Raw genomic sequence first — 26467 nt, forward strand, 5'->3', positions numbered from 1 at the left:
GCGTACGAATACTTGTCAATTACCGGGCGTCGGCGTGTGGTAGGCCAGGGGACCGAAGCAGTCGTTTCGCTCACTTCGCACAGCTCGAGGCTACGTCGTGCGCATCTTGCGATCGAATCGATCGGGCGCGGTCGTGCGAGACCGCGGCGTCTCATTCTGTGGGTAGACGCTGAAGACTATAGAGAGGCGATGGCGATGCCACGTATCGCTCGCCTCATGCGCCGCGGTTTGGAGGTGAGGGAAGGTAAGCGCGCGTACCGGGCTCACAACAAGTACATCAATTGGGTGGGCTCCGCGGATCTGGGCTACCTGGTGACTGCTGACGACGACATCTTCTATCCGCGCTCGTGGTTGGAGGAGCTGTGGGCAGCATTTGTGGAGGGTGGTCGCATGCAAGCTGTTGGCCACTGGGTTCGATGCCCCAGCTTGATCGGGCTGGATTTCGCCCCCTTCTCCACGTGGAAGGACGTGACGGACCAATCGGCATGCATTGGGCGATTCACGTTCGGAGTTTCTGGTGTCATTTTCCCTTCGGCGTTAAGGCAGGAACTTGCGCGGTCCGGGACCGCGTTTCTCGAACGAGCGCCGCTCGCAGATGATATTTGGATCAGCTGGTGTGCGCTGAGATCGGGGGTCGAAGTGCGTCAATGCAGGCGCCGCTCCGCCACCCAACTAGTGGTCCCCCTTACCCAGGGTCATCAACTTGCACAAGAGAACGTGCTTAGGGAACAGAATGACCGCCAGCTTGCGACGACCTACAACGAAGCAGATCGGAAGGCCCTGCGAGGGATTTCAGACGGTTCTCCAACTCATAGTGCTCGGGTAACGTCTCTGGGCGCGACACAATCGCACACCGCGACTGAGGACGATGACATCAATGATTGATTTGCGGATTTCGCCCTCACGGAGTCAGGCGCTCCAAGAGGCTCATCGTCTGTACGAGAACGATGCTGATGGCGAGGAAGTCGCACTCCGGCAGCTCCGCAGATTCAACGCCGAGTGGCAACGCTGCACTGTTGAGCTGGCTTTCTACCGGGAGTGGAAGCACGAGCACGGTCTACCCGACAGGATCGGAGATCTCGGTGAGTTGGAACATTTCCCTGTACTCCGAAAAGCAGATCTGCGCGAGCGCTCTGACCTTGTATTCCATGAAGCCAGACTCGGTAATTACTACGAAACCGGCGGAAGTACCGCCGAGCCGACGCGATTCCCCCGAGGTGGCCGCGACAGTGCCATCCTCTTCGCTGACAACTACGTCGGCAGGTCATGGTGGGGGTTGCTCCCGTATGAACGCTCTGTACTCGTGTGGGGCCACTCCCACCTGTACGGCAGTGGAATGAGGCGAGGTGTGCGCGGGCTACAACGGGCGATGAGGGACAGGGTGGGGAGAACCTTGAGGCTTGACGGCTACCAGCATTCGTCAACTGCACTTGCAGCACAGCTGGATCGACTCATCGCCTACCGTCCTCGCTACGTGGTTGGCTATAGCTCGGGGATGTCCCGACTCGCGCGGGCGGCGGACGAGACCCAGCTTGCAAGTCTTCGCGGCCTGCGACTCAAGGCGGTTGTCGTTACCTCGGACACGTTGGATCGAGTAGATGAGGAAGCCGTCCGGAGAGCCTTCCACTGCCCTGTCGTTATTGAATATGGAGCAGCAGAGGCTGGTGTGATAGCAATTTCTCGGTACGAAACACGTGAGATTCGCGTGTTGTGGAACAGCCATCTGGTCACTCTTTCGCCTTCGAACGAACTGAGGGTGACGACGCTTTGGCCGCGGCAGTTTCCACTGATAAACTATGCGCTGGAGGACGTAGTAATCGCGAAATCTGTTACCGCTGCGGGTAGCGTACTTGCCTTGAACGAAATTCGGGGGCGCGCCGCCGACCAGCTTAGGATCCGAGGCCGCAATGCGAATTTGACGATTGGCGCTCTGCAACTAGTTCATATGGTCAAGGGCTATAAACCTGTCGAATCGGTCCAGTTCTCGCAGGAAACGAATTCTAGTATTCGCGTTCACGTTAAGCTTTCTGAGTCCCGGTGGTTGCGCCATGTCGAAGAGCTCTTGAAATCTCAATTGCGCAATGAATATCCCGATATCGATCTGAGGTCCATCGAGGTGGTGGATGCGCCCTTGCAACTCAGCACGCGTGCCGGAAAGCATCTCGTGGTTCGGCCCTCGTCCCTCAATACGGAATAGTGCAGCGTGTTCTTATCTCGATTGCTGATGCGTCGCACGCCTTCCCCCTGGCTTAGGGGGGGTGGCTCGAGGGAATCGCATATTCGTATCGGCGTATTCGCCCCCCTGTTTCCTCCGGCCTTCCGCGGCGGCGGACCGATTCGTTCTATAGACGCTCTGGTGAGAACTGCGCCAGCAGAGATGGCGCCGGCAGTCCTGACTGCAGACCGCGACCTGGGGGAGAATCGGCCGCTGCCGGTCCCCCGAAACTGTTGGTGCGATTTGGGGGCTGCCGCAATTTATTACTGCTCCCGCAACAATCTTGTCTTAGCGTGGAGGGGAATTTTGGCGATGCGAAAATATCATCCCCACCTATTACATCTTAATAGTGCCATGAACCCCTTTTTTTCGGTTGTACCAATTCTTTTATGGCGCTTCGGTTTCTGGGGTCAAACGCCGCTCTTAGTTGCTCCACGTGGGGAATTCGGGGATGGAGCGCTCACAAGAAGGCGCTTCAAGAAGCGCGTGTACATCTCCTGTCTTCGTGTGCTAGGGATCCACCGTTCCGTGATCTGGCACTCGACCGCACCCCAGGAGTCCACTGATATCCGGAGAATTTTGGGTGACGATGCGGTCATTGTCGAGCGAACGAATGACACTCTTCTAGCCCCTCGCGCGGCGAACCCGCTCGCACACGAGGGCCCGATTCGCCTCGTATTCCTGGGGCGGATCGTTCCACACAAGGGGCTGGCCGTGGTCCTGGCGGCACTTCAGGACATGCCTGTACGAGTGGAACTTACGGTATTTGGTTCTCGTGAGGACGTGGGGTACTTCGCCCATTGCAAGGGCCTGGCTAGTTCTCTACCGCGCAATGTGGCAGTAGATTTTCGTGGTTCGGTGCCGCCACAGGAGGTTGTGAGAGTGCTACACGAACACGACGTGCTGGTGATGCCAACTGCGGGCGAAAACTTCGGCCACGTCATAGCGGAAGCGCTTTCCGCTGCATGCGTCGTCGTGACGACGCCGATGACGCCTTGGACCAAGGTACTTCAAGCAGGCGGTGGCGTGGTGATAGGTGACCGATCGCCTAATCGGTGGCGGCTCGAGATTGAGCAGCTAGCGAGGGCAACGCGATCTGAACGTTTGTCCCTACGTGAGTCTGCAGCGCAGGCATATGACAAGTGGGCGGCTTCACCAAGCGAGACACACGTGTGGGCTCTCGCTTTAGAAAAGGCCCTTTCAACGGTTTAGAGGCGGTGGATGCCCTCGCCGACCACACAATTTCGTGTGTCGAGCACGGGGATGCCGGATTGCTCCAGGTTGGCCAAGTCGAAAACATCATGGTTCGTAACAATGACGAGAAGGTCAGCGTCGGCTAGTGCGCAATCGTTCAGTTCAACGCGGCCCGCTGCATGCGGCCACCGCTCTTCAGCTACGAGCGGGTCGGCGGCGACGATTTCTGCTCCGTAGCCCTGAAGGAGCTCAATAATGCGAAGTGAAGGCGCCTCTCGACTATCACCAGAGTTCTTCTTGTAGGCGACTCCGACGATGAGGATGCGTGATCCTTTCAGTGACTTGCCAGCGTCATTTAGGATCTCGAACGCGCGCTGCACGACATAGTCGGGCATGTGCTCGTTCACGTCGTTCGCGAGCTCGACGAAACGGAAGCTCTGGCCGAGGCTCCGCCGCACCTGCCAGGAAAGGTAGCTGGGATCGACGGGAAGACAATGGCCACCGACGCCTGGTCCGGGGGTGAACTTCATAAATCCGAAGGGCTTCGTTTCGGCGGCGTCGATGGCTTCCCAGACATTCACTCCGAGTTGATGCGCGAAGACAGCGAGTTCATTGACCAGTGCAATGTTTACATGGCGGAAGGTGTTCTCAAGGAGCTTGGTGAGTTCGGCTTCTCTCGGCGTGGAAACGGGGACGGTGCGGTCGACGAGGGACGAATAGAAGGCGTCGACGCGCTCGCGAGACCTGTCGTTGATCCCCGAGATGACTTTAGGCGTATTGACGAAGGTCCAGGTCTCGTTGCCAGGATCGATGCGTTCGGGGCTGTACCCGACGAAAAAGTCGGTTCCCGCTGTGAGGCCGGACCCGCTCTCGAGAATGGGGACGAGAAGCTCTTCCGTAGTGCCAGGGTAGGTCGTTGACTCTAAGACAACCGTCGCACCTGGAGTGATGTATCCGGCGAGAGATAGTCCAGCGCTCTCGATGAAGGAAAGGTCGGGCAGCGTCTCGCGTAGCGGCGTCGGAACAGTGATCACAGCCACGGCGAAGTCCTGTGCAGCGGCATAGTCGCTCGTGGCGACATACTTTCCCGAATCAAGAGCCGCGCGAACGATCCCGGCGGGGATATCCTCGACGAAAGATTCTCCCCGCGCAAGTGTCGCGGTCCTATCGATGTCAAGGTCGAGACCGATCACGGTGTAGCCCACGTCGACAGCGCGCATTGCAAGTGGGAGGCCGACATAGCCTTGGCCAACAACGACGACCGGGCCCGTGATGTGACTCATCTGCAGCGACTACTTTCGGGTTGTGTGTGGACACAGGAGCCGCCGACAATCCAATCGACCCCAAGCTAGTTTGGCAGAGAGCTATCTCTCGCATGTCCTCGCTTCTGCGATTGCCTTTGCGAATCCGCCAGTTTCGTAGATCATGCGTCCGAAGAGAAACGACGGAGAGTCTGGTTCATCTATGAGCAGCATCTGCACCTTAGTGCCGGCGGGCAGACAGCGTTCGAATAAGTAGCGGGCGCGGACAGCATGACTCGCGTCGGTGGCGATGATCACACTCTTTGCGTTGTTCGCTTCCACAAGCTTTGCGACGGTACGAGCTTCGCCGAAGGTGTCCTCGCTCAGCGGTTCGAAACATGTCACCGTCAGCGAAATTGCCCGCTGACAGACGGTACGCAGTATCTCGATATTCTCTCTATCCAACAGTTCTTCAGCGACCCGTGACACCCAGAGATGCGGTGCTAGACCCGCCTCTGCGGCCCGGATCGCCGCGGGAAGCCGTTCGCCCGGCGGGGACAGCACGACGATCGCATCTGCCTCGTGTAGGGGCTCTTGGCGGGGAAAAACGAAGAGGATCAGGGCGGTCACCAGCCAACCAGCCGCGAGTAGTGCGAAGAGGGTGGCGCTCAGCGCAGCGACGCGTCGCACTGTGCGTGGACGTGCGCGAGAGGTTGGCATGTGGCTGGACCTAGCCCTCGGTGACTTAAGCGTACTTCGGTTGGATTCTCGACGCGTTCTTGTGAGTGACGGTACCAGCGGAGACGTGTGACCCCGTGATTGCGGCCGGCCTGAGGGCGACAGAAGGCTGAACGGCGGGTGTGTGCGTCACGGCGGCGTGTCAACCCCGGTTCGTGCGGTTTCGGGTGGGGTTAGCTTCGGCGCAACGCCGTGGGGTGGCGTGGTCGCGGGGAGGTGCGCACATGCAGCGGGAGCTCACCGGCAAGACCGCCGTCATCACGGGCGCCTCGCGCGGCGTCGGACTCGGGATCGCGATGCGGCTGGCCGGGGCCGGTGCGAACGTGGTGATGCTGGCGCGCGGTCAGGACGACCTCGACGAGGCGGTGGGCGCGGTGATGGTGCAGGGCGGCGAGGCGATCGCCGTCGCGGGCGATGCCGGGTCGCCGGCGGATGTCGCCCGGGTCGAGGCCGCGGCGGTGGAGCGGTTCGGCGCGATCGACATCTGGGTGAACAACGTCGGCATCGGGGCGATGGGGGCGTTCTGGGAGGTTCCGGTCGAAGACCACGACCGGGTGGTGCAGGTGAACCTGGGGAGCCTGATCCACGGCTCCCACACCGCCCTGCGCCGCTTCGTGCAGCAGGGCGAGGGCACGCTGATCAACATCGGCTCCGTCGACAGCGTCGTGCCCGTCGCGTATCAGGCCACGTACGCCGCGACGCAGGCCGCGATGCTCAGCCTGGGCGCGGCGCTGCGGCAGGAGCTGCGGCTTTCGGGCGCGGGCCGCGGCATCCACGTGTGCACGGTCCTGCCCTGGGCCGTCAAGACGAGCTGGTGGCGGCAGGCGGCGAACCACACCGGGCGCCGGCTGACGATGGTGATGATGGATGAGGTGTCGACCGTGGTGGATGCCGTCATGGCCGCCTGCGCGTCGCCGGCGCCGGTGCGCGCCGTGGGGTGGAAGGGGCGGGGAGCGGTGCTCGCCCACCGGATGTTCCCGCGTCTGACGGAGCACCTGGCTGCCGACCTCGTGCGCGCGCACCTGAAGCGGCAGCCGCGTGAGGCCAGGTCGCGGGGGACGATTCACTGAGGGGGCGTGGGTGGCTCTGGCGGGCGCTTCGCGCGAGGAGTTTCGCGCCGCGCGAGGATTCCTGGGGGCGATGAGTCCTCGCGCCGAGCCGAAGTCCTCGCGCGGGGCCGCTCCGTGCGCGCGGGGTGGGGGTTTCGGCTCGCTTTGCACCGGGTGGCTTGCTTTGCTCGCTCAACCACCGGGGCGGGGTGGTGAGCTGGCGGGCGAGATTGAGATAAATTGAGCAAGCGTTGAAAAACTACGCCTTCTCAATTAATCTCAATCTCGTGTCACTTATCGACGAAGCCATCATCGCTGTGCTCGAGGGTGCCCTGCCACGGGATGTGGAGTCTGCGGCGCTCGATTTCAAGCAGGAAGCCGAAACCGTGAAGCGTACGTTGGAGGTGCTCGCGGACGCTGTCGTCTGCTTCGCAAACTCTGAGGGCGGCGTCATTGTCCTCGGCGTCGCTGATTCGACGAGCGGCTCGGCCGGGATCGTCGGCACCTCGCCCACTCTAGACGCGAGCACCATCGTGCGAGGCATCTTTGATCGCACGAAACCGGCACTCTCGGTCCCTGTCGCCGTGCGGGAGGTCGAGGGGCGCACGTTGTACGAGATCACCGTTCCTGCTGGCGCAACGTTCTACTCGAACGCCAAGGGCACAGCTACCAGGCGCGTCAACGACGCGTGTGTGCCCTTCCCTCCGGATGAACAGCGCCAAGCGTTGGCCTCTCGGGGCGTCTATGACTGGTCGGCCCTCCCCAGCGGTGTGTCGAGGTACGACGAGGCGGAGCTTCTGCGTGTACGACGTCTCTTGCGCGCCGCCGACAAGACCGAGCTTGCCTCCGCTGAACCGTGGGCGCTGCTTGCAGACCTGCGATTGGTTGCTTCAGACGGCAGCTTGACCAATGCCGGCCTGCTCGTTGTCGGCGATGAGGCGGACATCACTGAACACATCCCTACCCACGGGTTCTCATACCAGTACCGAACGTCGACAGGCACGGAAGCGTCCTTTCGGTTTCGCGGTCGACGGGCCATCCTTGCGGCGGCGGAACAGATCATCGAGGCGATCGAGACACGCACCTCGATCTCACCGCTCAACGTCAGCGGCGGCGTACAGATCCAAAGGCAGGACTATCCGCCCGAAGCGGTGCGTGAACTCGCTGTCAACGCTCTCGTGCACCGCGACTTTGAGGCCGAGGGGTCTGTGGATATCGAGCAGACACCCCAGTCGCTCAGAATTGTGAGCCCCGGTGGGCTGGTTCACGGCGTGACGGCCCAGAATATTCTCAGTCACCCTTCGACTCCCCGAAACCGGCTGCTACTCGAGACCGTGACCACGTTGCAGGTCGCGGAACGCACCGGACAGGGCATCGACCGGGCGTATCGAGCGCTTCTGCGTGCGGGGAAGAAGCCGCCCACTTTCTCGGACAACGGCACGTCGGTCGAAGCTCTTGTACCGGGCGGTGCGGGCAACGACGCGTTCATCAGATTCGTGCGCACTCAACTGCCGGAATCGCTTGCGGTCGACATTGAGGCGCTTCTCATTCTCGACACCTTGTGTGTGCAACGAAGGGTTGCCGCTGCTGTGGTGGCACCGCTGATCCAGCGGTCTGTCATCGAGGGGCAGCGTGCGCTCGAACGATTGGCTACGGCCGAATTGGTCTCGCCGACGCGTCGGACGGCGTCTGCGCCGTTCCCGAACTACGAGCTGACGAGTACAGCGCTGACGGGGCTGGGGCTTGCGGTCGCCTACCACCGCCGCGCTGAGGGGGGCGTCGAGGACAAGACCGTCGAGCACCTGCGCGAGTACGGCTCAATCACGAATCAGACGCTGCGGCGGCTTTTCGACATGGAGATGTACCCGGCCCGAGACATGCTTCGCGAACTGCAGAGGCGGGGCATCATCGAGAAACTGGAGCGCGACGCTCGCGGGCCGGGAGTGAAGTACGGGCCGGGACCGAATTTTCCGACGCGCTGACACGTCGCGCGCTACTCGCCGTCGACGTTTCCGCAGCGAGGTGGCCTGCCGCTCGGGGCCAGGGCGGCGAATTTCAGGTGGTGAGTGCAATGCGTCGTGCGAAAGTCCTCTCGCGGGGGAGAGCGGAGGTGGGCCGGGTGGGAGGTTTCGCCTCGCTGTGCTCGCTCAACCACCGGAGGGCGGGGTCGTTTCGGCTCGCTTTGCTCGCTCAACGACCGGGTGGGGCGGGGGTCAGAGGTCGAGAAAGTCGCCGAGCCAGGTGCGCACCGCGGTGAAGCACGCGGGCGAGACCTGGCCCGCGATGCGGGTGAGGCGGTCTCGCGAGAGCGTGCGAGGCTGTTCGGTCATGACCCAGGACGGCCGGTCGAGACCGCTGGCGCCCTCGACTACGACGTGGTTCGGCCAGCCGCGATCGACCGTTGTGATCGGCAACACGATGGCGAGGCTGGTGACGGCATCCAGATATCCCGTCGAGGCGATGACGAGCACGGGCCGATGACCGCCCTGCTCTCGCCCGCGCACGGGTTCGAGCGAAGCCCAGGCGACGGTTCCCGGGGCGAGTTCGGGACGTGTCACGGGGTGTCGGTGTTGGCGTCGGTGAGTTCGGTGCGTTCCCACTCGGCTGACTCCGTGGCGTGCGAAGCCGTATCCGCTTCGGGCGAGCCGGCGAGCGCCGCCTTGAGGAGCAGCATCCGTCGCCGGCGGTCCTCGGCGTCGGCCAGGTGGGTCAGATGCGCGCCGAGGGTGAGACCCTCGTGCGCGGCCTGCGCCTTGAGGCGGTCGCGCAGTTCATCGCTGACCTTGATGGTGGTGATCATACTTTGAGTATACCGGTGGGTGCTCATCGGCAGGCGAGTCGCCAAGAAGTGTCGTCTGATGCGCGTGAAGGCAACGTTTTGTGGCGACCGGCGGGGTGGGATGCCGCGTCGGGCGAGGTGTTTCGCGCCGCGCGAGTATTCGTGAGGGCGACGAGTCCTCTTGTCGAGCCAGAGTCCTCGCGCCGAGCCGGAGGCCTCGCACAGGGGAGGTCCGGGGCGGGGGTCAGGGGGTTTCGGCTCGCTACGCTCGCTCAACCACCGGTGGTGGGTGGTTTCGGCTCGCTTTGCTCGCTCAACCACCGGTGAGGCTGTCGCCGTTCCAGAGCCAGGTGGTCGTGCCGCTCGGGGCCAGGGCCGTGGGGGCCGCGGGGTCGGTGCCGTCGAGGCAGGCGGTGCCGGCGGCATCCGCCAGTTCGAGGCCCTCGCACTCTTCGGCGGCGACGGCGGCGACGGCGGCGACCGGGGCGGAGTCAAGAAGGGTGACCGCGACCGCGCTGGTCGTGCCGGCGGACTCCCACGCGTCGCCCGTCCAGGTCGCGACCTCGCCGTCGCACACGAGGGCGATCGCGCCGCCCTGGGTGGCGAGGCTGCGGGCCTCGGGGCACGGGGCGTCGACCGGCTCGCCCGCGATGATCACGGTGGCCGCGGTGGCGGGGTCGATGTAGCTGGCGGAGGCGAGCTCGTCGGGGTAGGGCTCCCAGAACTCGCCCTGCGTGAAGGTGCGCAGCAGGTCGACCTCGCACTCGTCGCCGATCGCGGCGACGATCTCGGCCTGGCTGCCGGCGATGGGAACCAGGCTCGCGACCTGTCGCACCTCGCGGTAGAGGGGCGTGACGTCGTTCCAGCTCTGGCCGCCGTCGGTCGAGCGCTCGATCAGGGGCTGGATGCCGTCGGCGCACGAGCCCGCGACGGCCCGCCACACCACGCCGTCGGCCCCGACCGCCAGAAAGCGCTCGTCGGCGCGGTCGACCGGGCCGACGGCATCCGGGGTCTCTTCGGGAGTCGGGGTAGGGGAGGGCGTGGATGTCTCGTGCGGCGTGAAGCTCGGCACCGGTGCGGTGGATGCGTCGGCCTCGTCGCCGCGGCCCCGGTCGAGGGCGAGCAGCGCCAGCACGATCACGAGGACCGCGAGGGCGGCGACCACGGCGATCGCGATCCACTGGGCCGCGCGCGTGCGCGACCGGCGGGAACGGTAGGGGGGCATGGGCGCTCGCTACAGCAGGTCGTCGAAGCTGGTGCGGGTGGTCATCTGCGACGCGCCTTCGCCGGTGGTGCCGCTGTCGCGCTCTTCGCGCTCGGCCTTGGCCTGGCGGCGGGCGCTGCGGCTCTCGGTGCGGGAGCGGTACTCGGCCTTGGGCTGCTTGGGCTGCTTCTGCTTGGCGGCCTTGCCGGACTTCTTGGTGTCTTGCGTGTAGCCGCCGTACCCGTAGCCATAGCCGTATCCGTAGCCATAGGCATCCGGACCCTTCGTGGGCATCATCGTCATCACGACGCCCGCGATCTTGGCATCGACGTTCTCGAGCGTGTCGAACGCGCCCTCGAGCTGGTGCCGGTTGGTGTCTCCGGCGGCGACGATGACGATGGCGCCGCTCGTGCGGCGGGCGAGGATCGCAGCATCCGTGACCGGGAGCAGGGGAGGGGCGTCGAGGATGACGACGTCGACGTCGCGGGCGAAGCCGTCGAGGATCTCGTTCATCTGGCGCGACCCGAGCAGCTCGCTGGGGTTCGGCGGGATCTTGCCGGCCGGCAGCACGTAAAGGCTGTGGGCGCCCCACTTCTGCATCACGTCGGCCAGGTGCGCGCGGCCGATGAGCACGTCGGTCAGGCCCGCGCCGCCCTCGAGCCCCAAGTAGTCGTGCACCTTGGGCTTGCGCAGGTCGGCGTCGATCAGCACCACGCGCTGGCCCGCCTCGGCGAGCGCGATCGCGAGGTTGACGGCCGTGGTCGACTTGCCCTCGCTGGGCACGCTCGAGGTGACGACGAAGCTGTGGCCGCCCTCGATGTCGAGGAACTGCAGGTTGGTGCGCAGCGACCGGAACGCCTCGCTGCGGGGGTTCTGCGGGTCGTCGTGCAGGATGATCGGCCGGGTCTTGGCCTTGGTGTCGAACGGGATCGCGCCGATGATCGGGCGATCGGTGATCAGCTCCACGTCACGGGCATTGCGGATGCGGGTGTCGAGCACGGTGCGCGTCACGGCGAAGCCGATGCCGAGGGCCAGGCCCACCAGGCCGCCGAGGGCCAGGTTGAGCGGCACGTTCGGGCTGACCGGCACGAATGGGGCGTCCGCGACCTTGACGCGGGTGAGCTTGACGGGGCTGATGTCGGAGTTGTCGAGGGTCTCGAGTTCCTGCACCTGGGCGGTGAGGCTCGCGCCGATCGCGTTGGCGATGTCGGCGGCCTGCACCGGGTCGGCGTTGGTGGCGGTGATGCGCAGGATCGTCGAGTTGAGGGGGGTGGTGGCCTCGATCTGGTCGCCGAGCTGGCCTGCCGTGATGTTCTGCAGGCCGAGCTGCGAGATGACCGGGTTGAGCACGATCGGGGTGTCGACCAGCTCGACGTACGTGGTCATGCGCGACTCGGTGAAGCTGCTGCCCTGCTGCAGCTCCGAGATCGTGCCGCCCGCCTGGCTCGAGACGAACACCTCGCTGGTGGCCTCGTACATGGGCACGCGCGTGAGGCTGTAGACCGAGGCGGCGCCGATGCCGATGAGCGTCAGGGCGGCGATCACCAGCCAGTTCTTGCGCAGGATGCGGATGTAGTCGCTGAGCTCCACGGGGTCCCTTCGGCGTCCGTCGACGCGCTGCGTGTGGGGTTGGGCCTGCGGGGGCGGGCTCGTGCGTGCGCGTCGTCTGGCGTCGGGGAGACGGGGACTCCCCCTGACCCCCCGCGCCTATCCTGCCACGGGTGGGGGCGGGGGCCGGTACCGGCATCCGTTCGCCCAGGCGTCCCGCGAGCGGCAGGGTGCGACCCGCGGGGGTGCCGATTCCGTCAGCGCAGCTCGACGAGGTGATTTCCGGAGGCAAGGAGTGTCACGACGCGCTCGATCATCGGCTCGAACCACTCGAGGAGCGCCTGCCGCCGCGTGTTGCCGACACGAACCCACACGACTGCCGGGGGACTCCCGCGAAGAAGAAGCATGTCGCGGAAGTCTTCGTCCTTCGTGACGAGGACGGCGCCGTTCTCGAGGGCATAGGTCCAGAGCGCCAGATCCGCAGCATCCCCAGGGCCGATATCCGTCACGTGCTCGGCGAGGTGGCCATGCTCGGTCAGCATTCGCGCCAACGCAGGTGGAAGCTGCGCGTCGACGAGGAAACGCACGGTCTACGAAGCGATGAGGGGTTGGACTGCGCCGCGGCGTACTCCAGACACGCCGCGATGTCGTCCGCGGTCAGATAGGGGTAGTCCTGCAGGATCTCGGCCGTCGTCGCTCCCGAGGCGAGCAGCGAGAGCACGTCGGCGACGCGCATACGCGTACCGCGGATGGCGGGGCGCCCGTGCACCACGTCCGGGTCAATGACGATGCGGTCGAGCAGAGACATGACCTCAGGCTAGCGCCGGGCGCAGATCACGGGTACCTCTGCGCGGAGATTACATCGATGTTGGGGGAGTGCGCGTTCTGCGTGTCGTTGCGCTGCTCCGCTGCGTGTCGTTGCGCTGCTCCGCTGCGTCGCGGGGCCGTGCGGGCGCGCGCCGGTGGGGCGGAGGTGGTCTGCGGTGCGCGCCTTTGCTCGGCTGTCACGATTCCACCCTGCATGCGGCATCCGGCGTCGGTGTGTGACAGTGGAAGCGCCGGGAGGGGGTGTTCACCGACCGGGCGGCGTGAGGAACGCGCACCGAGGGCCGGCTGCGTTCGGCAGCCGCAGATCGAGAGTGACCAGCGGCGCGTCGAAGGCCTCGGCGATCGCGACGTACCAGGCGTCGTAGACCGTCACGCTCTCGCGCAGCTGCCAGATGCGGTCGGCGAACGGCTCGTACTCGCACAGGGTGAAGGGGAAGAGCAGAAGCTCGCGGTGCGCCGAGGTGGCGCTCTCGGCCGTGATCTGGCCGGCCATGGCGGCACGGCGGAGCACGTTCGCCACCTCAGCGAAGATCTGATGAGGGGCGAGCAAGCGTTCGTGCTCGATGGTCGACTCAGCCCAGCGGGCATCGTGGTCGGTCGCGATGAGCGCCCCGGCGAGGGCGCTCGCGTCGAGAACGACGGTCACCGGCGGTCCGCGTCGAGGTGGGTGAGGATCGATTCGGTGTTCAGAGCCGCCGACGAGTCGTGCTTTCGCTGCCGGGCACGAGCGACGACGGATGCCACATCGGGCCGCTGCGCCAGCTCGATCATCTCGGCGCGGAGGAACTCCTGCAGCGAACGGCCGCTTCGTGCGGCGCGGGCAGCGAGTTCATTCCGTGTCTCTTCGGGCACGTCGCGGATGGTGATCGCGGGCATGCAGGCATTTTAGCTGCAATGCATGCGTTTCGTCTCGCTTCGCTCGCTCAATCGGCCGATCGTTCAGCGCAGCGCAGAGCGTCAGATCCGCGGCATCGCCGGGCCGATATCGGTCACGTGCTCGGCGAGGTGGCCATGCTCGGTCAGCATTCGCGCCAATGCAGGTGGAAGCTGCGCGTCGACGAGGAAACGCACGGTCTACGAAGCGATGAGGACTGTGTGGTTGGACTGCGTCCCGGCGTATCCCAGACACGCCGCGATGTCGTCCGCGGTCAGATAGGGGTAGTCCTGCAGGATCTCGGCCGTCGTCGCTCCCGAGGCGAGCAGCGAGAGCACGTCGGCGACGCGCATACGCGTACCGCGGATGGCGGGGCGCCCGTGCACCACGTCCGGGTCAATGACAATGCGGTCGAGCAGAGACATAACCTCAGGCTAGCGCCGGGCGCAGATCACGGGTACCTCTGTGCGGGGATTGCGTCGCTGCGGCGAGGGCGCTCGTGTGGCGACAATTCAGGGTGAGCGCGGGACGCGCTCTTCGGAGTCATCGGAGCGTCGCCGCACTCATCCGGCGCCGAAACCAGTCGAGATCATCAGTGAAGGCCACGCCTTCTGCGATGACCCATCATTCGCTGGAGTTGCGCCACTGTGAACGGCGAGTGCGCGGCACCGAGCACACGGAGGACGTCGCCATCGACCGCCGAGGTCACAATGCCGAACGGGTGCTGAAGTTCCATGGATGGGGTTCTATCCCAAGGTCCACTTTCCTGTTCTTAGAGACAGTATTGTTTCGGTCGCGCGTCTCCGATGGGACTGAATTGCGAGCGGCGGCATCCGTTGGAGTGGTGCGTGCTTGCGGGCATGGGTCACCAGGGGATGTCGTCTGGGAGCGTTCGAGGGTACGTTTCCTGGCGAGCGGCGAGCGGCGAGCGGCGAGCGGCGAGCGGTGAAGGGGGTAGGTGGGTCACCCCACCTACCCCCTTCACCGCACGTGCCGGGTCACCAGAGCTCGGGGAGCACCCCCAGCTGGTCGAAGACGTCGAGGCCGTCCCACATCGACCAGCATTCGACGATCAGTCCATCCTCGAACCGAAAGATGTCGATGCCGCTCATGTGGATGCGCTTGCCCGTCGGCGCGACCTTGCCGTAGTCCGAGACGTGCGTTCCCGTCGTGTCCCACCGGACGACGACGCGGTCACCCTCGGCGATCATGTCTTGAATGGCCGTTTCGGTGCCCTCGAAGGCGCCCCACCAGCGAGCGGCATCGTCTTTCACCGTCTGCACGGCACTGCCTTCGAAACCGGTGAAGTGAATCGCCGCTTCGGGAAGGAAGTGGTCGTCGACCGCGCTCAGGTCGCCCTCGGCCCAGACTCGTTGATGGAACTGAGCGACGAGGCTCTTGTTCCGGTCGGTGTCGCGATCCGTGGAGGCCATCACTTCGTCTCCGCCGGTCGCTTGGCGGGTGCGGTGGCGAGGGCGTCTGGTGCGGTCATGAGTCGAGTCCATTCCTTGAGATATCCGCGGATCGGGGCTTCCGTTGCGACGTCGCCCATGAGCACACCGACCTCGTCGGGATCCTCCGTGTCGAGCGCCGCTCCCCGAGAGGTGTCGATCCACTCGCTTTCGGGGATGCTGAGTCCCTGCTGGATACGCTCGAACATCTCGAAATCATCGGGCGTGCCGAACGAGACGAAGTCCTCGTCGACCCGCAGCCGGATGAGGTCCGTCTCCTCGGGCGCGGTGGGCGCCGAGAGCAGGTAGATCGACAACCGGGTGTGGTCGACGGCGATCGGCTCGACGACCATGAGCTGGTTGCCGACGAAGATCAGGTTGGGAAAGAGATTGAGGTTGACCATGCTGCCGGTGCCGAGGTCGAGCGTCGCCGAATCGGCGAGCCCGCGCCGCCCGAGCGAGTCGACGAGCTCTTCGACCAGCGGCATGGGGCGCATGGTCGACCACGGGCCGCCGGGGATGCTGGGCCGCTGGTCGACGACCGAGTGTCCGAAGGGGTAGGCGCGGCTGATGATCGGCGTGGCGGCCGGGTTGCGCGCGAGCACCGTCTCGGTCTCTGCTTCTTTGCCCAGCAAGTTGTAGCTGCGGTGAGCGAACGTCGCGTGGATGCCATCCGCAGCGTTGTCCCACGACACCTTCCAATTGGCGCGGAACTCGTACCGCAGCGGAGTGCTGTGGATGGCGATCTGCCCGCCGGGGTAGCGGTCGATGTACTCGTCGAGCCACGGGCGCGCGGCGCCGAGCCACTCGATGATCGACGGCGGCTCGGGCGCGAGGCTTGCGAAGACGAAGCCCCGGTAGTTCTCCGTATGCGCGCGCCCGAGGTCGAACCGTCCCGACCGCACGTCCTCGTAGGAGGAGGGCACCGGCACGTTCTTGAGCTTGCCGTCGATGCCGAAGCGCCACCCATGGTACGGGCACGTCACCACGGCCTCGCACCCGCGCTCCTCGGTCACGAGCAATGTGCCGCGATGACTGCACCTGTTGAGCACGACGTTGATCTCGCCGTCTTTCGACCGCGTCAGCATCACCGGTCGCTGGCCGAGGTTTCGGCGCACGTAGCTGTTCGGGTCGGGGATCTCGCTCTCGTGGCCGACGTACGTCCACGAACCGCCGAAGACCGTCCCCATCTCGCGGCGGAAGATCTCTTCGTCGGTGTAGAGGCGGCGGTGCACGTGCTCGGGAGTGACGAGCTGATCGATCTCGGTCGTGATTGCGCCGAGGTCGCCGGTGGCGAAGGAGGACGTGGAGTTCGTGTTCATATCAGCCATCCGAGGTGGGGCGATCCCGCAGCCAGGTGAGGGAGCAGGAGAGTCTTCTGGATCAGGGTCCACCGGTCTCCGGTGCGGCCGAGCCGGTGCACCTGGCGTCCCACGGTGGTGAACACCGCCTGGTGACGCACGTGCTGCAGGGACAGGCAGCTCGACACGAGCACCTCTCCCGGGCGCTCGGCATCCGGCCAGGCCTCCACGCCGGTCACGGCGCGTACGACCTGTCCGGACGGGACGATCGCCCAGGCGTTCGGGTCCATGAACCGCCAGAGACGTTCCTCGAGACGACGCCGGTCGTCGAGGAACAGCCCCTGGTCGCTGCCCGGATGCGGGGTGCGCGTGTTCACCGGAACCCAGAGCATGGTGTCGTCGGTGCACCAGGAGAACCACTCCTGCCAGCGTTCGGCATCCAGTTGCCGCGCCTCGGCGTGCAGAAGCTGGGCGACCTCGGCAGAAAGCGCGGGATCGGCGGATGCGAGGCCACGCACGGTCTCGACGTCTCTCGCGAGGCTGTCGTATCGCCCCCGCACCAGCTGCAGGTCCGGCGTGATCTCGTCGTCGGGTGTGCGGTACAGCGGCGACGTCACGCGGGCTCCTTCGCGAGCAACGACGATGCCCTCGGAAAGTCGTGTGCGGGGAGCGGGTCCCCGTCTTTCCAGTCGTACACGTCCCAGAATGTCGCCGTCGGCCAGGCGCGACCGCGACGGACCGTGGCCGGGTCCGCGTACCGGATGGAGAGCCGCACGAAATCCGCGGGGCACGCGCCCCCCGCGGAATGCAGGGTTCGGGAATCCAGGATCACGGCGTCGCCCGCTCCGCCCGCCGGATCGATGACGGAGAACAGATCGGGGTGGGCGTCGACATCCGGGACGGGCTCGAGGGAGGACACGTCAGCGGAGAGGGTGTTCTCGCCCGACGAGAACTCCACCGGTGAGTAGATCGTCTTCTCGTGCGAACCGGCGACACCGCGCAGGCCGAGTCCCGCCGGCACCGGGGTGAGCGGCACCCAGATCGTGAGGAACGGGCGGTCGAGTGGGTGGTAGGGGTCGTCCTGGTGCCAGGGGCTGTCGGTCGCTGAACCGGCCTCCGACCAGAACCACTGGTCTTCGAGGATGACCGGGTCATCAGTGGAGAGGTAGGCGCGCGCCAAGCCGAGCATCTTCTCGTCCGTCACGAAATCGCGGATCTCGGGGACGTCGCGCCAGCGGAAGAGATCGCTCTCGAGGCTCGGCACGCCCTCGGGAGAGAGCCGACGGAAGGACGACGACGGATGCCGGCGGGACCACGCGACGGCGTCGAGCAGGGCTGCGCATCGATCCGCATCGAGGAGCCCGGGGTAGAACGCGATTCCGTCTGCGCACAGCGATTCGAAAGCCGTGGTGTCGCGATCATTCCACATTGGTGTATCACTCCTCGCTTCTGCGGATTGTTGGTATAGCCAACAGTACGGGGGAGTGATACCGAAGAAATATCCGATCTGTAACAGCGATGTTAACTGTGGCCAACATTTGGCCGTGTTACCGTGACCGGCTCTCCTGCACGAAAAGCAGTCGCGCGGTCTCGGCGCCGTACCCGCGTACGCCGCGCCAGCGATGCGCGACGCCGCCCGGGTAGTAGAGGGTGTCACCCGGGTACAACTCGAAAGACCCGCTGCCGGCGACCTCGACCAGGATGGCGCCCGCGATGACGTGGATGAACTCCTCGCCCGCGTGTGTGTACCAGTCGCCCCATTCGTCGGGCGCCCCGACGAAGAGCATCGGATACAGGGAGTGGCTCCCTGCCACCAGCGTGCGGGCGGTGCCGCCGGGATTCGACAGCGGCACTCCCGTGCCGGCGCGAACGAGCCCGACGTCGGGAGCGGGGCGATCCGAGTCCGCTTCGGCCATCAGCGATGGCTGGGTGGTGCCGAGTGCCTGCGCGATGCGGTGCAAGGACGCCATGCTGGGGCTGGATCGACCGCGTTCGACCTGGCTGACGAACGGATGCGACAGCTGTGCCGCGGCCGCGAGTTCCATGAGCGTCATGCCGAGGGCCTTGCGCCGGCGGCGCACGGTCGCGCCCAGCCGGGCCCCGGGAGGGGTCGTCGGGTTCTCGCTCGCCGGCGCATCGTTCGCCGGGTGAGATGCCGCCGCCTCGTCTGCTCGGCGATCGTCGTCGTTCGTCTCGAGGGTCATCGGATTCCATTCCACTCTTCATCCACGACGATATCCACCGTTCGGCTGTAGAGCACCCGGTCCGCGACCCGCACGACGATCAGGGCCCACCACCGACCCGGAGCCGCGCCTCGGGGTGCTCGCACGACGAATCGCAGGTGTTCCGTCGAGCCGGGCTCGACCCACGTGTCTTGCGTGGGTTCGGGGAAGAGCTGCCACGAACCGAAGGGAGCCACGACCCGGGCATCCAGAAGCATGGGGATCGTCCCGGTCCATTCGACCGCGACGACGAGTTCCCCGGCGTCCGCGGGCGCGAGGGCGAGAGGCGCGGGGTCACCGATCATGCGGACGAGATCGGACGTGCGATGCGGTCCGATGTGCACGACGTCCCACGTCGTCGGGTACGTCGTATCGCGCGGAATCGCCCGCACGAGGACGGATGCGCGGTCGGGGGCGTTCTCGATCACGCACCGCGTGCGGGCGAAGCCGCGCGCCGGCACCCGCAGCGTGCGCGCTCCCGCGACGAGCACCGCCCCGGGCGCGAGAGTGAACTCGAGATCGACGTCCAGGCCGACGGCGGCATCCGACGACACGACGAGGTCTACCTCACCGGAGGCGTTCAGCCGTTCGGTGGTCACGGCGCGTGCGTGCACGGCGACGGGCAACCCGGCAGCGGGTGGTGGCCCCGTGTTCTGGGTCCACCACCGGCTGAAAACGGGGGCGCTCGGTGCGACAGCGTTTTCGGAGAAGCTCGAGTGCTCGCGGACGGCGGAGTGCTCCTGGGCGGCGGACTGCTCGAGAATGACGGTGGCGCTCGCCACCGGAAGGACCTCGACGACCCACCCCGCGTCGCGGCGTTCGAGTTCGTCGCCTCGCGTATCGAAGAGATCGGAGTGGCGCGCCGCGACGATATCGCCGGGTGTGCCGTGCTCCGTGCCGCGGGCACCGCGCACGGTCGCCGTGGTGGGGGTGCTGCCGAGCTGACTGAGGCGAAGCGACGTTCTGCCGGGGCCGGCGGGACGGAGCGCCTCGAGCCGCACGTCACCCTCGACGACGAGCAGGTTCCCGCGCGTCGGGCGCGTGCCGCCTCCCGCTGCAGCGCCGGCGCGCAGCGGTCGGAGCACTCCATCGGCTGCGCGGTCGATGCCCGCCTGGCGCCAGTCGCCCGGGCCGGACACCACCGCGTACCGCACCTCGTGCGTCCAATGCTGAGAGGCGAACGACGACCCGTCCGGCAGGGTGCGTCGCGGGGGATCGATCCACTGGCCGGCAGGCCAGGCGGTACTGGATCGACGCAGGTTCAGCCACATCGTGCCGTCGGTCTCGACCACGCCACTGTGTGCATCCAGGGTCACGAGCGCGGCCGAGTAGTTCTCGCTCTCACCTTGGGCGTCTTCGCCATCCGTGTGGACGTCCATCTCGTGGCGACCGTCAAGCGAATCCACCAGTGCCGCGATCAGCTCGCTGCGCCCGGAGGGGGAATCTGCGATGACGGAAAGGATCGGCAGATCGGCGAGGCCGGTGAGGTCCGCCCCGGGCACCCATTGCTCCTCGACGCTCCCCTCGGCGGGGATCCACTCGACGCCTGCCTCGACTTCTTCGCCGCGATCCCGCAGCACCGACGCCGTCGGCTGTCCGTCGCCGTCGACCCCGCAGATCACGATCCTCAGATCGATCAGATTGCTGTCGAGCGCGAGGCTGCCGACACGTGCGTCGACGTCGCGCGTGGGAGTCGCGGTGACGCCCGATCGTGCGAGCGCGGCGGCGAGTACGTCGCCGAGTCGCTGGGATTCGTCGTCGCCGTCCGGGGCGATGATCTCCACCGCGCCGACTGCTCGCGCCGATGGCGCTCGCCCCGGCGGGTGCAGGACGATCCGGCACACCGTGCTCTGACCGAGCCAGCCGTGGAAGGCGCTGTCCAGCGTCCACGGATGCACCGCGCTATCGGCCGTGGTGAAACCGTGACCACGACCGATCACCGCTTCGCCGACGGCGGCGACGGGTCGAGCGCCCGCGATCGGGAGCGGCCAGCCGGCGCGGATCAGACGGTCATCGATCGTCTGGCCGTGCAGTCGATGCGTCACGGCGAGCCCCCCGGCCCCGTCGGACGCGAGAAAGTACGTCGTGGTGTGCACGGCGCCGGCGCCACACGCGGGCGGGAGCGGACCCTCGACCACGAGCCGCTCGCCGATGGCGCTGCGCTGCCGCGTGACACGCGTGGCGGGGCGGTCGCGCGTGCGCTCGCGGCTCCCGGTGGGCAGCAAGTGCCACGGCCCTTCGCCCATCTGCGGATGGGTCGGGTGCTCGAGGTCGACCACCAGTTCGCCGGCGAGTCGACCGGGCGGGATCATGCTGCGGCCGGTCGCCAGGTCGATGAAGCGCACGATCGCGCCGCCGCGCTCGGGGTCGACGCCCACCTCGTAGGCGTGCGAGCGGATGCCGGTCGTGTCGTCGGCCGTCCACACCGGCAGATCCGTGGCGCCGACGAGCCAGTAGGTCGTGTAGCCGAGACCGGGCACGTCGGAGCAGAGCGCGACGAGCTCGATCTCGGTGAGCGTGCCGTCCGGGGCGCGGTCGGCACGCTCGACCACCATCGGAACAAAGGCGCCCTCGCGGTCGACGAGCGTCACTCCGGGCGAGGCGAGCGCGCTCACATCGATGGTCGTGCGCACGAGTCCGCCCTGAGCCGACGTGCCGGAGGCGGCGACCACGACAGGCACCCCGTGTCGTTCGCCCGTGTCGATGCTGCGGCCGAGCCTGCCGAGGGCAGAGCTGAGCGCGCGGGTGGCGCGCTCGTGCGCGTCCATCCACGCCCCGACCAGATCGACGTAGACCTGATCCGAACTGGTCCCCGTGACCGAGTCGTGGTGCGAGAGCCAAACCAGCAGCCGCCAGACCCGGTCGATGTCGGCGGTGCTCTGCGGGTTATCACCGAGCAACGCCTCCCACAGCTCCGCATCCCGCGCGAGTCGTTCGATGCGGGAGTGGGCCGCTTTGACGTCGGCGTAGCTGACGTCCTTGCCCGTGTAGATCGGGTTGAGATCGCGCGTCAGGGTGCGCAACCCGGCGGCGTGACCGGGCCGGGGCCGGGCCCGGGCCTCGTCGGCGATGCCGCCGAACGCATCGCTCGGCAGCGAACACCGCACTGCGGGCCACGCGTAGGTCGCTCGGAAATGCTCGGGCAACGCGGTGATCCAGCGCACGGGAGGGGAGAGGTCAGTGCCAGCCGGAACGATCACGGCGCGTGCGGCCGCGTGGGGCCGCATGAGTGCCAGCCACTCCAGGAGCAGCCGCTCGGCCTCCTCGATCGTGTCCGCCCTGTCGAGCGGGTGACCGCCGGTGTAGTGCGTAGGCAGCGAGTGCAGGTGGATCGAGCGCCCGCCGGGTGCGGACCATGCGGTGTCGCTGGCGTGTTGGCGGGGCTCGTCGTGCGGCGCGTCGAACCCGCTGTCTCGCAGCTGGCCCCACTGGTGGTAGGCGCCCCGCGCGAGTGCGACGGCCGTGATGCCGGCCTCGGCGGCGACGGCGGGGAACTGCGGCGCGTGCCCGAAGACGTCGAGTGCCCACGCGGTTGTCACGTGCGCGCCGAGTACACCGCGCTGGTAGTCGAGCCCGTAGCGAAAGTTCCGTCGCAGCGTCTCGATGGCGGGCAGCACCGTGTCGGGCTCGTTCCACGTGCCGCCCACCACCTCCACGCGTCCTTCCGCCATGAGCCGGGCGAGCGTGGCACGGTGCTCCGGGTACCGGTCGCGGAACGGTTTGAGATAGTCCAGCTCCGCCACGACGAATCGGTAGTCGGGATCGACCTCGGCCAGGCGGATGTGGTCGAGGAGCACGTCGACCGCGGCTTTCTGAAACGCGATCTGGGGTGTCCCCGACCACAGCGTCTGGGCCCATTCCGTGACCGAGCCGGCTTGCGTGTTCCACCAGACCGGATCGAAGTGAAAGTGCGAGAGGAGGTGGATCGTCCACCCGGGTTCCGCGACGACGACCGTCACCGCCACCGCGTCGTCGGTGCCGTTAAGCACGGCGGATGCCGCAAGCTCCGCTCCGACCGCGCCCACGGTGCGCACGGGCACGTCCACGACGATCGCGCCGGAACCCGGCGGGACCGTCGCGGCCCCCTCGACGCGGTCGCCCACGACCTCGACGAGAAGGGGAGAGTCAGCGAGTGACCTGGCGATGCGGACGCGAACGACCTGCAGGCACTCGTCCGCGACATCGATGAACAGATCTGTCGTCTCCGCCGAGATGAGGCGCGTCGGCGAGGCGATCACCACAGCGCCTGCTCGGGCGCCACCACCTTGAGCACGGCACGTTCGACCAGCTCGATGAGCCAGTACACGAGCACTGCGACGATTGTGAGGATCACCGTGGTCGACCACAGGGCGTCGTAGCGACTGGTCGCGGCTGTAACGGCGAGAAGGTTGCCGATTCCGGTGCCGGTGGCGAGCCATTCCGCGACCGTTGCGGCCAGGATCGCGCTCGGCGCAGCGATCCTCGCAGCGGAGAAGAACGCCGGCATCATTGCTGGGACGCGGGCGAGGACGAGCGTGCGGACCGACGACGTGGCGTACGTGTCGAAGACGTCGATCACCTGGCCGGGCGTCTGGCGCAGCCCCGTCATGCATGCCACGAGGGTCGGAAAGAACGTCATGAGCGCCACGATCACCGTCATTCCGACCGCGCCTCGACCGAGCATCTGCACGAGCAGCGGTGCAATCGCAACGATGGGCACGCACCGCAGTGCGAGCGTCACGGGTGTCATCGTGCGTCGCACCGACGGAGCGAGATCGAAGGTCGCGGCGACGAGGACGCCGAGGATCAGCCCCGCGAAGTACCCGGGTATCGCGACGGCCGCCGTCGTCGCGAGCGCGTCGAAGATCTCAGTGCGGTTCAGGGGCGCTGAGGCGCTTGTCACCAGGTACTCCCACACGTCGGCGGGACCTTTGGCGAAGTAGGGATTGAGGCCGAAGAACCGCACGAAGCCCACCCAGAGCGCCAGCGACAGGACGAACACCACGGCGCCCTCAAGGAAGCCGCGGACCTGCCGGCGCCAGCCCGTTCCCGAGCCGCGGTTCGCGGGCGCGGCCATGATGATCGGCGGCTGCTCGGGGGTCAAGCGCCGACCGAGCCATCCCACGAACGTGTAGGCGGCGACGGAGACCGCCGCGCTGAGTGCGGAGAGGGCCCAGAGCGAGTCGGTATCGAGACCGCGGAGCGCCTGGATCGAGAGCACCCCGACGCCCGAGGCCGCGCCGGTGAACTCCCCCACGAGGGCGCCGAGGAACGCCGCGGGGACCGCGACCTGCAGGCCCGAGACGAGATACGGGATGCAGGCCCGAAAACGCACGACGAAGAGCGACGTGGCCCGCCCACGGCCGTAGCTCGCGACGAGGTCGAGCCACGAGGCCGGCACGGCCCGCAGCCCGACCAGCAGGGGCACGAGCGTCATGTAGTAGACCGCGATCGCCGCCAGCGTGATCTGCGGGCCCTCGCCGAGCCCGAAAACGAGCCGCAGCAGCGGCCCCAGAGCGATGAGGGGAAGACAGTAGACCACGAGCGCCATCCGCAGCACGATGCGCTCGGAACGCGGCAGCATTGCGACGAATACCGCGAGGGCGACGGCGACGGAGTTGCCGACCAGATAGCCCAACAGGGCCGACGTGCCGGTGATACCGAAGGCGCGCAGGTAGAGCTCTGCGTTCTCGCCGATGTTGATGACGATCGCGGATGGCGCCGCGATCAGGTGCAGCCCGGCGAGCGGCACACGGGCGACGAACTCCCAGAGCAGCACCAGGAACAGCCAGCCGCCGAGCGTTCTGACGAGCGCGCCCGTGTGCACGCGCTTTTTGCGCGCGCGCGGACGGGCCACCGGAAGGGGCGTCGCGCTATGGGCGATCGGCTTTTCGACGCTGATGGTCATGTCGATCCGGTGCCCTCGGAGTGTTCTTCGGCGTCGACGCCGAGGAGCGAGCCGATCTCGTCGACGAGCTCGTGGTACCGCGCACTGTGCAAGTGCGCGGCACGGCGCGGCCGGTCGATCTCGACGTCGACCCGAGCCACGATTCGACCCGGCCGCGCACCCATGACGATGACCGTGTCTGCCAAGAGGACCGCCTCGGGGATGGAATGGGTCACGAGCAGCGTGGTGACGCCGCGATCCGCCCACGTCGGCGGCAGCTCGAGATTCAGCCGACGCCGGGTGAGCTCGTCAACCGCGCCGAAGGGCTCGTCGAGCAGCATCAGGCGGGGCGACGTGGCGAGGCACCGCGCGATCGCCACCCGCTGCCTCATCCCTCCGGACATCTGAGCTGGCTTCGCCTTCTCGAACCCGGCCAAGCCGACCACATTGAGCAGCTCGTCCACATAGCCGCGATTGACGCGCTGGCGTGCCAGTCGCTGCGCGAGCACCACGTTGGATGTCGCCGACCGCCAGGGCAGGAGCGAGGCGTCCTGGAACGCGATGGCGATCTCGCCGCGCTTGCGCAGGACGAGCGGCGAGATGCCGTCGATCGAGATCGCGTCCGGGTCGTCCGCCTTCTCCAGCCCCGCGATGATCCGCAGCAGCGTGGACTTGCCGCACCCCGAGGGCCCGACCAGCGCGGTCAGCGTGCCGGGCTCGAGGGTGAGATCGACATGATTGAGAGCAGTGAACTCGCCCGTCCGCGTGTCGAACGTCTTGGTGACGTCCGTGCACGCGACGCGGGGTCCCGCCGTCACCGTGGCTGTATCGGAACTCACAAGACGGGCCCATCCGCGTAGATCTCCTCCAGGAGCGAACGGTCCCAGAGCGACTCGTCCGCTTCGATCCCCAGCATCTCGTACAGCTCGATGTTCGCGGCGACGTCCTCATCGGTGAACCAGCCGAAGCCGTACTCGTCGGTCAGGTCGCTGAACATGAGGTCGAGCTGCACCTCCGCCTGCACACTCTGCGTCTCGGGGTCGAGACCGGCATCGGGGAACATCTCCATCGTCAGCTCCGCCGCCGCTTCAGGGTCTTCGCGGTACGCCTGCCACCCCTGGATGTCGGCACGCAGCAGGTCGATGATCTCCTGGCGCTTCTCGTCGTCCTCGAGGTTCTCGCGGAGAACCGTGTAGACCTGGCTCATCGGGTCGTAGCCGAAGTCGGAGAGAAGCATCGAGTACCCCTCGATGCCCTGCGTCTCGAGCGCGATCGGAAGGTCGTTGTAGAAACAGAAGATCGCGTCGATCTGGCCGGCGACAAGTGCCGCCGGGTCGTACTGCGTCGGGACGAACTCGACATCAGAGCTGTCGAGGCCGTTGATGTCGAGGAAGGCGTCGAGCGCCGGCGTGTCGGTTCCCGCGACGCCGATCCGCATCCCGACGAGGTCTTCCGGCGTCTCCAGCGGGTTCTCGGCGAGAGAGAGGATCGTGTTCGCCGCCTGCTGGTACTGGCGTCCGACGATGACGAGGTCGGCGTCCGATTCGTTGGACCTCGCGACGCCGTCGCCGCCGGAGATGTTGACGAGGGACTCGCCGCTGACCGTGTTGACGTCTCCGGCGACGTTCGGCCCGCCAGGGGCGAGCGTCACATCGAGACCGACGTCCTCGAACATGCCGTTCTCGAGGGCGAGGTACGTGCCGCCGAACTGCACGGAGTGCGTCCAGGAGAGTTGGTAGGTCGCCTCGCGATCGACCACCGCCTCCTCGGTGTCTGATCCGGCGGAGGACGCGGGTGCGCAACCCGCCAGTGCGGTGGCGGCCAGCAGGGCGGTGCCGGCGAGGGCTGAGGTGAGAAGGGAACGACGGGAGCTCTGCGTAGCCATGACGGGATCTCTATTCAGAAGAGGGATGGTGGCACTAGCTGATTGTTGCTATCGCCAACACTCCTCGGCTGA

At 66.5% G+C, this 26467-nt stretch carries 26 protein-coding genes; 5 read left to right on the forward strand and 21 right to left on the reverse strand.

Going from position 1 to position 26467, the window contains the following annotated elements; translation table 11 throughout:
- The first annotated feature begins 189 nt into the window (after window positions 1-189).
- From M4I32_RS12605 to M4I32_RS15240, 3 genes are all read left to right on the forward strand, one after another.
- On the forward strand, window positions 190-885 hold the full coding sequence (locus M4I32_RS12605) for a hypothetical protein (RefSeq protein WP_319034830.1): 696 nt from the start codon (window positions 190-192) through the stop codon (window positions 883-885).
- Complete coding sequence (locus tag M4I32_RS12610; protein ID WP_319034831.1) at window positions 878-2197, forward strand: hypothetical protein; 1320 nt, start codon at window positions 878-880, stop codon at window positions 2195-2197. Before M4I32_RS12605 ends, M4I32_RS12610 begins: the two co-directional genes overlap by 8 nt.
- 372 nt (window positions 2198-2569) lie before the next feature.
- Window positions 2570-3427, forward strand: coding sequence for a glycosyltransferase (locus M4I32_RS15240; RefSeq protein WP_413466826.1), 858 nt, complete (start codon window positions 2570-2572; stop codon window positions 3425-3427).
- On the opposite strand, the gene M4I32_RS12615 is transcribed toward M4I32_RS15240, so the two are convergent.
- Window positions 3424-4692 carry a nucleotide sugar dehydrogenase gene (locus M4I32_RS12615; RefSeq protein ID WP_319034832.1) on the reverse strand — a complete coding sequence of 423 codons (1269 nt, stop codon included), beginning with the start codon at window positions 4690-4692 and terminating at the stop codon, window positions 3424-3426. The genes M4I32_RS15240 and M4I32_RS12615 overlap by 4 nt on opposite strands.
- 81 nt (window positions 4693-4773) lie before the next feature.
- A complete protein-coding gene (locus M4I32_RS12620) occupies window positions 4774-5280 on the reverse strand; it encodes a YdcF family protein (protein WP_319034833.1) in 507 nt (168 codons plus the stop codon).
- Window positions 5281-5612: 332 nt separating this feature from the next.
- On the opposite strand from M4I32_RS12620, the gene M4I32_RS12625 reads away from it, so the two are divergent.
- Window positions 5613-6458, forward strand: a complete 846-nt coding sequence (locus M4I32_RS12625; RefSeq protein WP_319034834.1) for an SDR family NAD(P)-dependent oxidoreductase — start codon at window positions 5613-5615, stop codon at window positions 6456-6458.
- A gap of 230 nt (window positions 6459-6688) precedes the next feature.
- Window positions 6689-8419 carry an ATP-binding protein gene (locus M4I32_RS12630; protein ID WP_319034835.1) on the forward strand — a complete coding sequence of 577 codons (1731 nt, stop codon included), beginning with the start codon at window positions 6689-6691 and terminating at the stop codon, window positions 8417-8419.
- Between the two features lie 231 nt (window positions 8420-8650).
- Here M4I32_RS12630 and M4I32_RS12635 read toward each other — a convergent pair whose 3' ends face one another.
- The 19 genes from M4I32_RS12635 to M4I32_RS12725 all read right to left on the reverse strand — a co-directional run bounded on the left by M4I32_RS12635 (window position 8651) and on the right by M4I32_RS12725 (window position 26395).
- Window positions 8651-8995 carry a type II toxin-antitoxin system PemK/MazF family toxin gene (locus M4I32_RS12635; RefSeq protein ID WP_319034836.1) on the reverse strand — a complete coding sequence of 115 codons (345 nt, stop codon included), beginning with the start codon at window positions 8993-8995 and terminating at the stop codon, window positions 8651-8653.
- Complete coding sequence (locus M4I32_RS12640; RefSeq protein ID WP_319034837.1) at window positions 8992-9237, reverse strand: hypothetical protein; 246 nt, start codon at window positions 9235-9237, stop codon at window positions 8992-8994. The genes M4I32_RS12635 and M4I32_RS12640 overlap by 4 nt, the downstream gene beginning before the upstream one ends.
- A 292-nt stretch (window positions 9238-9529) precedes the next feature.
- Window positions 9530-10441, reverse strand: a complete 912-nt coding sequence (locus tag M4I32_RS12645) for a hypothetical protein (protein WP_319034838.1) — start codon at window positions 10439-10441, stop codon at window positions 9530-9532.
- A gap of 9 nt (window positions 10442-10450) precedes the next feature.
- The gene (locus M4I32_RS12650; RefSeq protein WP_319034839.1) at window positions 10451-12010 is read right to left on the reverse strand and encodes a polysaccharide biosynthesis tyrosine autokinase; all 1560 of its coding nucleotides are present in this window, start codon (window positions 12008-12010) and stop codon (window positions 10451-10453) included.
- Window positions 12011-12225: 215 nt separating this feature from the next.
- Window positions 12226-12510, reverse strand: a complete 285-nt coding sequence (locus M4I32_RS12655; protein ID WP_319034840.1) for a DUF5615 family PIN-like protein — start codon at window positions 12508-12510, stop codon at window positions 12226-12228.
- Complete coding sequence (locus tag M4I32_RS12660) at window positions 12504-12776, reverse strand: DUF433 domain-containing protein (protein WP_319034841.1); 273 nt, start codon at window positions 12774-12776, stop codon at window positions 12504-12506. Before M4I32_RS12660 ends, M4I32_RS12655 begins: the two co-directional genes overlap by 7 nt.
- A 264-nt stretch (window positions 12777-13040) precedes the next feature.
- Window positions 13041-13442: a type II toxin-antitoxin system VapC family toxin gene (locus M4I32_RS12665; protein ID WP_319034842.1), complete on the reverse strand. Its 402-nt coding sequence runs from the start codon at window positions 13440-13442 to the stop codon at window positions 13041-13043.
- Complete coding sequence (locus tag M4I32_RS12670; RefSeq protein ID WP_319034843.1) at window positions 13439-13672, reverse strand: FitA-like ribbon-helix-helix domain-containing protein; 234 nt, start codon at window positions 13670-13672, stop codon at window positions 13439-13441. The genes M4I32_RS12665 and M4I32_RS12670 overlap by 4 nt, the downstream gene beginning before the upstream one ends.
- Window positions 13673-13753: 81 nt before the next feature.
- Window positions 13754-13867, reverse strand: a complete 114-nt coding sequence (locus M4I32_RS12675) for a DUF5615 family PIN-like protein (protein WP_319034844.1) — start codon at window positions 13865-13867, stop codon at window positions 13754-13756.
- Between the two features lie 3 nt (window positions 13868-13870).
- On the reverse strand, window positions 13871-14095 hold the full coding sequence (locus tag M4I32_RS12680; RefSeq protein WP_319034845.1) for a DUF433 domain-containing protein: 225 nt from the start codon (window positions 14093-14095) through the stop codon (window positions 13871-13873).
- A gap of 573 nt (window positions 14096-14668) precedes the next feature.
- Window positions 14669-15103 (reverse strand): ester cyclase, encoded by a 435-nt coding sequence (locus tag M4I32_RS12685; protein WP_319034846.1) that lies wholly within the window; start codon window positions 15101-15103, stop codon window positions 14669-14671.
- Entirely contained in the window at window positions 15103-16443 is a 1341-nt protein-coding gene (locus tag M4I32_RS12690) for an aromatic ring-hydroxylating dioxygenase subunit alpha (RefSeq protein WP_319034847.1), read from the reverse strand. The genes M4I32_RS12685 and M4I32_RS12690 overlap by 1 nt, the downstream gene beginning before the upstream one ends.
- Window positions 16440-17039, reverse strand: a complete 600-nt coding sequence (locus M4I32_RS12695; protein ID WP_319034848.1) for an aromatic-ring-hydroxylating dioxygenase subunit beta — start codon at window positions 17037-17039, stop codon at window positions 16440-16442. Before M4I32_RS12695 ends, M4I32_RS12690 begins: the two co-directional genes overlap by 4 nt.
- Window positions 17036-17851, reverse strand: coding sequence for a phytanoyl-CoA dioxygenase family protein (locus tag M4I32_RS12700; protein WP_319034849.1), 816 nt, complete (start codon window positions 17849-17851; stop codon window positions 17036-17038). Before M4I32_RS12700 ends, M4I32_RS12695 begins: the two co-directional genes overlap by 4 nt.
- A 118-nt stretch (window positions 17852-17969) precedes the next feature.
- On the reverse strand, window positions 17970-18626 hold the full coding sequence (locus tag M4I32_RS12705) for a helix-turn-helix domain-containing protein (protein WP_319034850.1): 657 nt from the start codon (window positions 18624-18626) through the stop codon (window positions 17970-17972).
- The gene (locus M4I32_RS12710) at window positions 18623-22885 is read right to left on the reverse strand and encodes a hypothetical protein (RefSeq protein WP_319034851.1); all 4263 of its coding nucleotides are present in this window, start codon (window positions 22883-22885) and stop codon (window positions 18623-18625) included. The genes M4I32_RS12705 and M4I32_RS12710 overlap by 4 nt, the downstream gene beginning before the upstream one ends.
- Window positions 22879-24531: an ABC transporter permease gene (locus M4I32_RS12715; RefSeq protein WP_319034852.1), complete on the reverse strand. Its 1653-nt coding sequence runs from the start codon at window positions 24529-24531 to the stop codon at window positions 22879-22881. Before M4I32_RS12715 ends, M4I32_RS12710 begins: the two co-directional genes overlap by 7 nt.
- Window positions 24528-25349: an ABC transporter ATP-binding protein gene (locus M4I32_RS12720; RefSeq protein ID WP_319034853.1), complete on the reverse strand. Its 822-nt coding sequence runs from the start codon at window positions 25347-25349 to the stop codon at window positions 24528-24530. Before M4I32_RS12720 ends, M4I32_RS12715 begins: the two co-directional genes overlap by 4 nt.
- Window positions 25346-26395: an ABC transporter substrate-binding protein gene (locus tag M4I32_RS12725; RefSeq protein WP_319034854.1), complete on the reverse strand. Its 1050-nt coding sequence runs from the start codon at window positions 26393-26395 to the stop codon at window positions 25346-25348. Before M4I32_RS12725 ends, M4I32_RS12720 begins: the two co-directional genes overlap by 4 nt.
- Window positions 26396-26467 lie beyond the last annotated feature (72 nt).

It is taken from the genome of Microbacterium sp. LRZ72 (assembly GCF_033792225.1).
Taxonomy (GTDB): Bacteria; Actinomycetota; Actinomycetes; order Actinomycetales; family Microbacteriaceae; genus Microbacterium.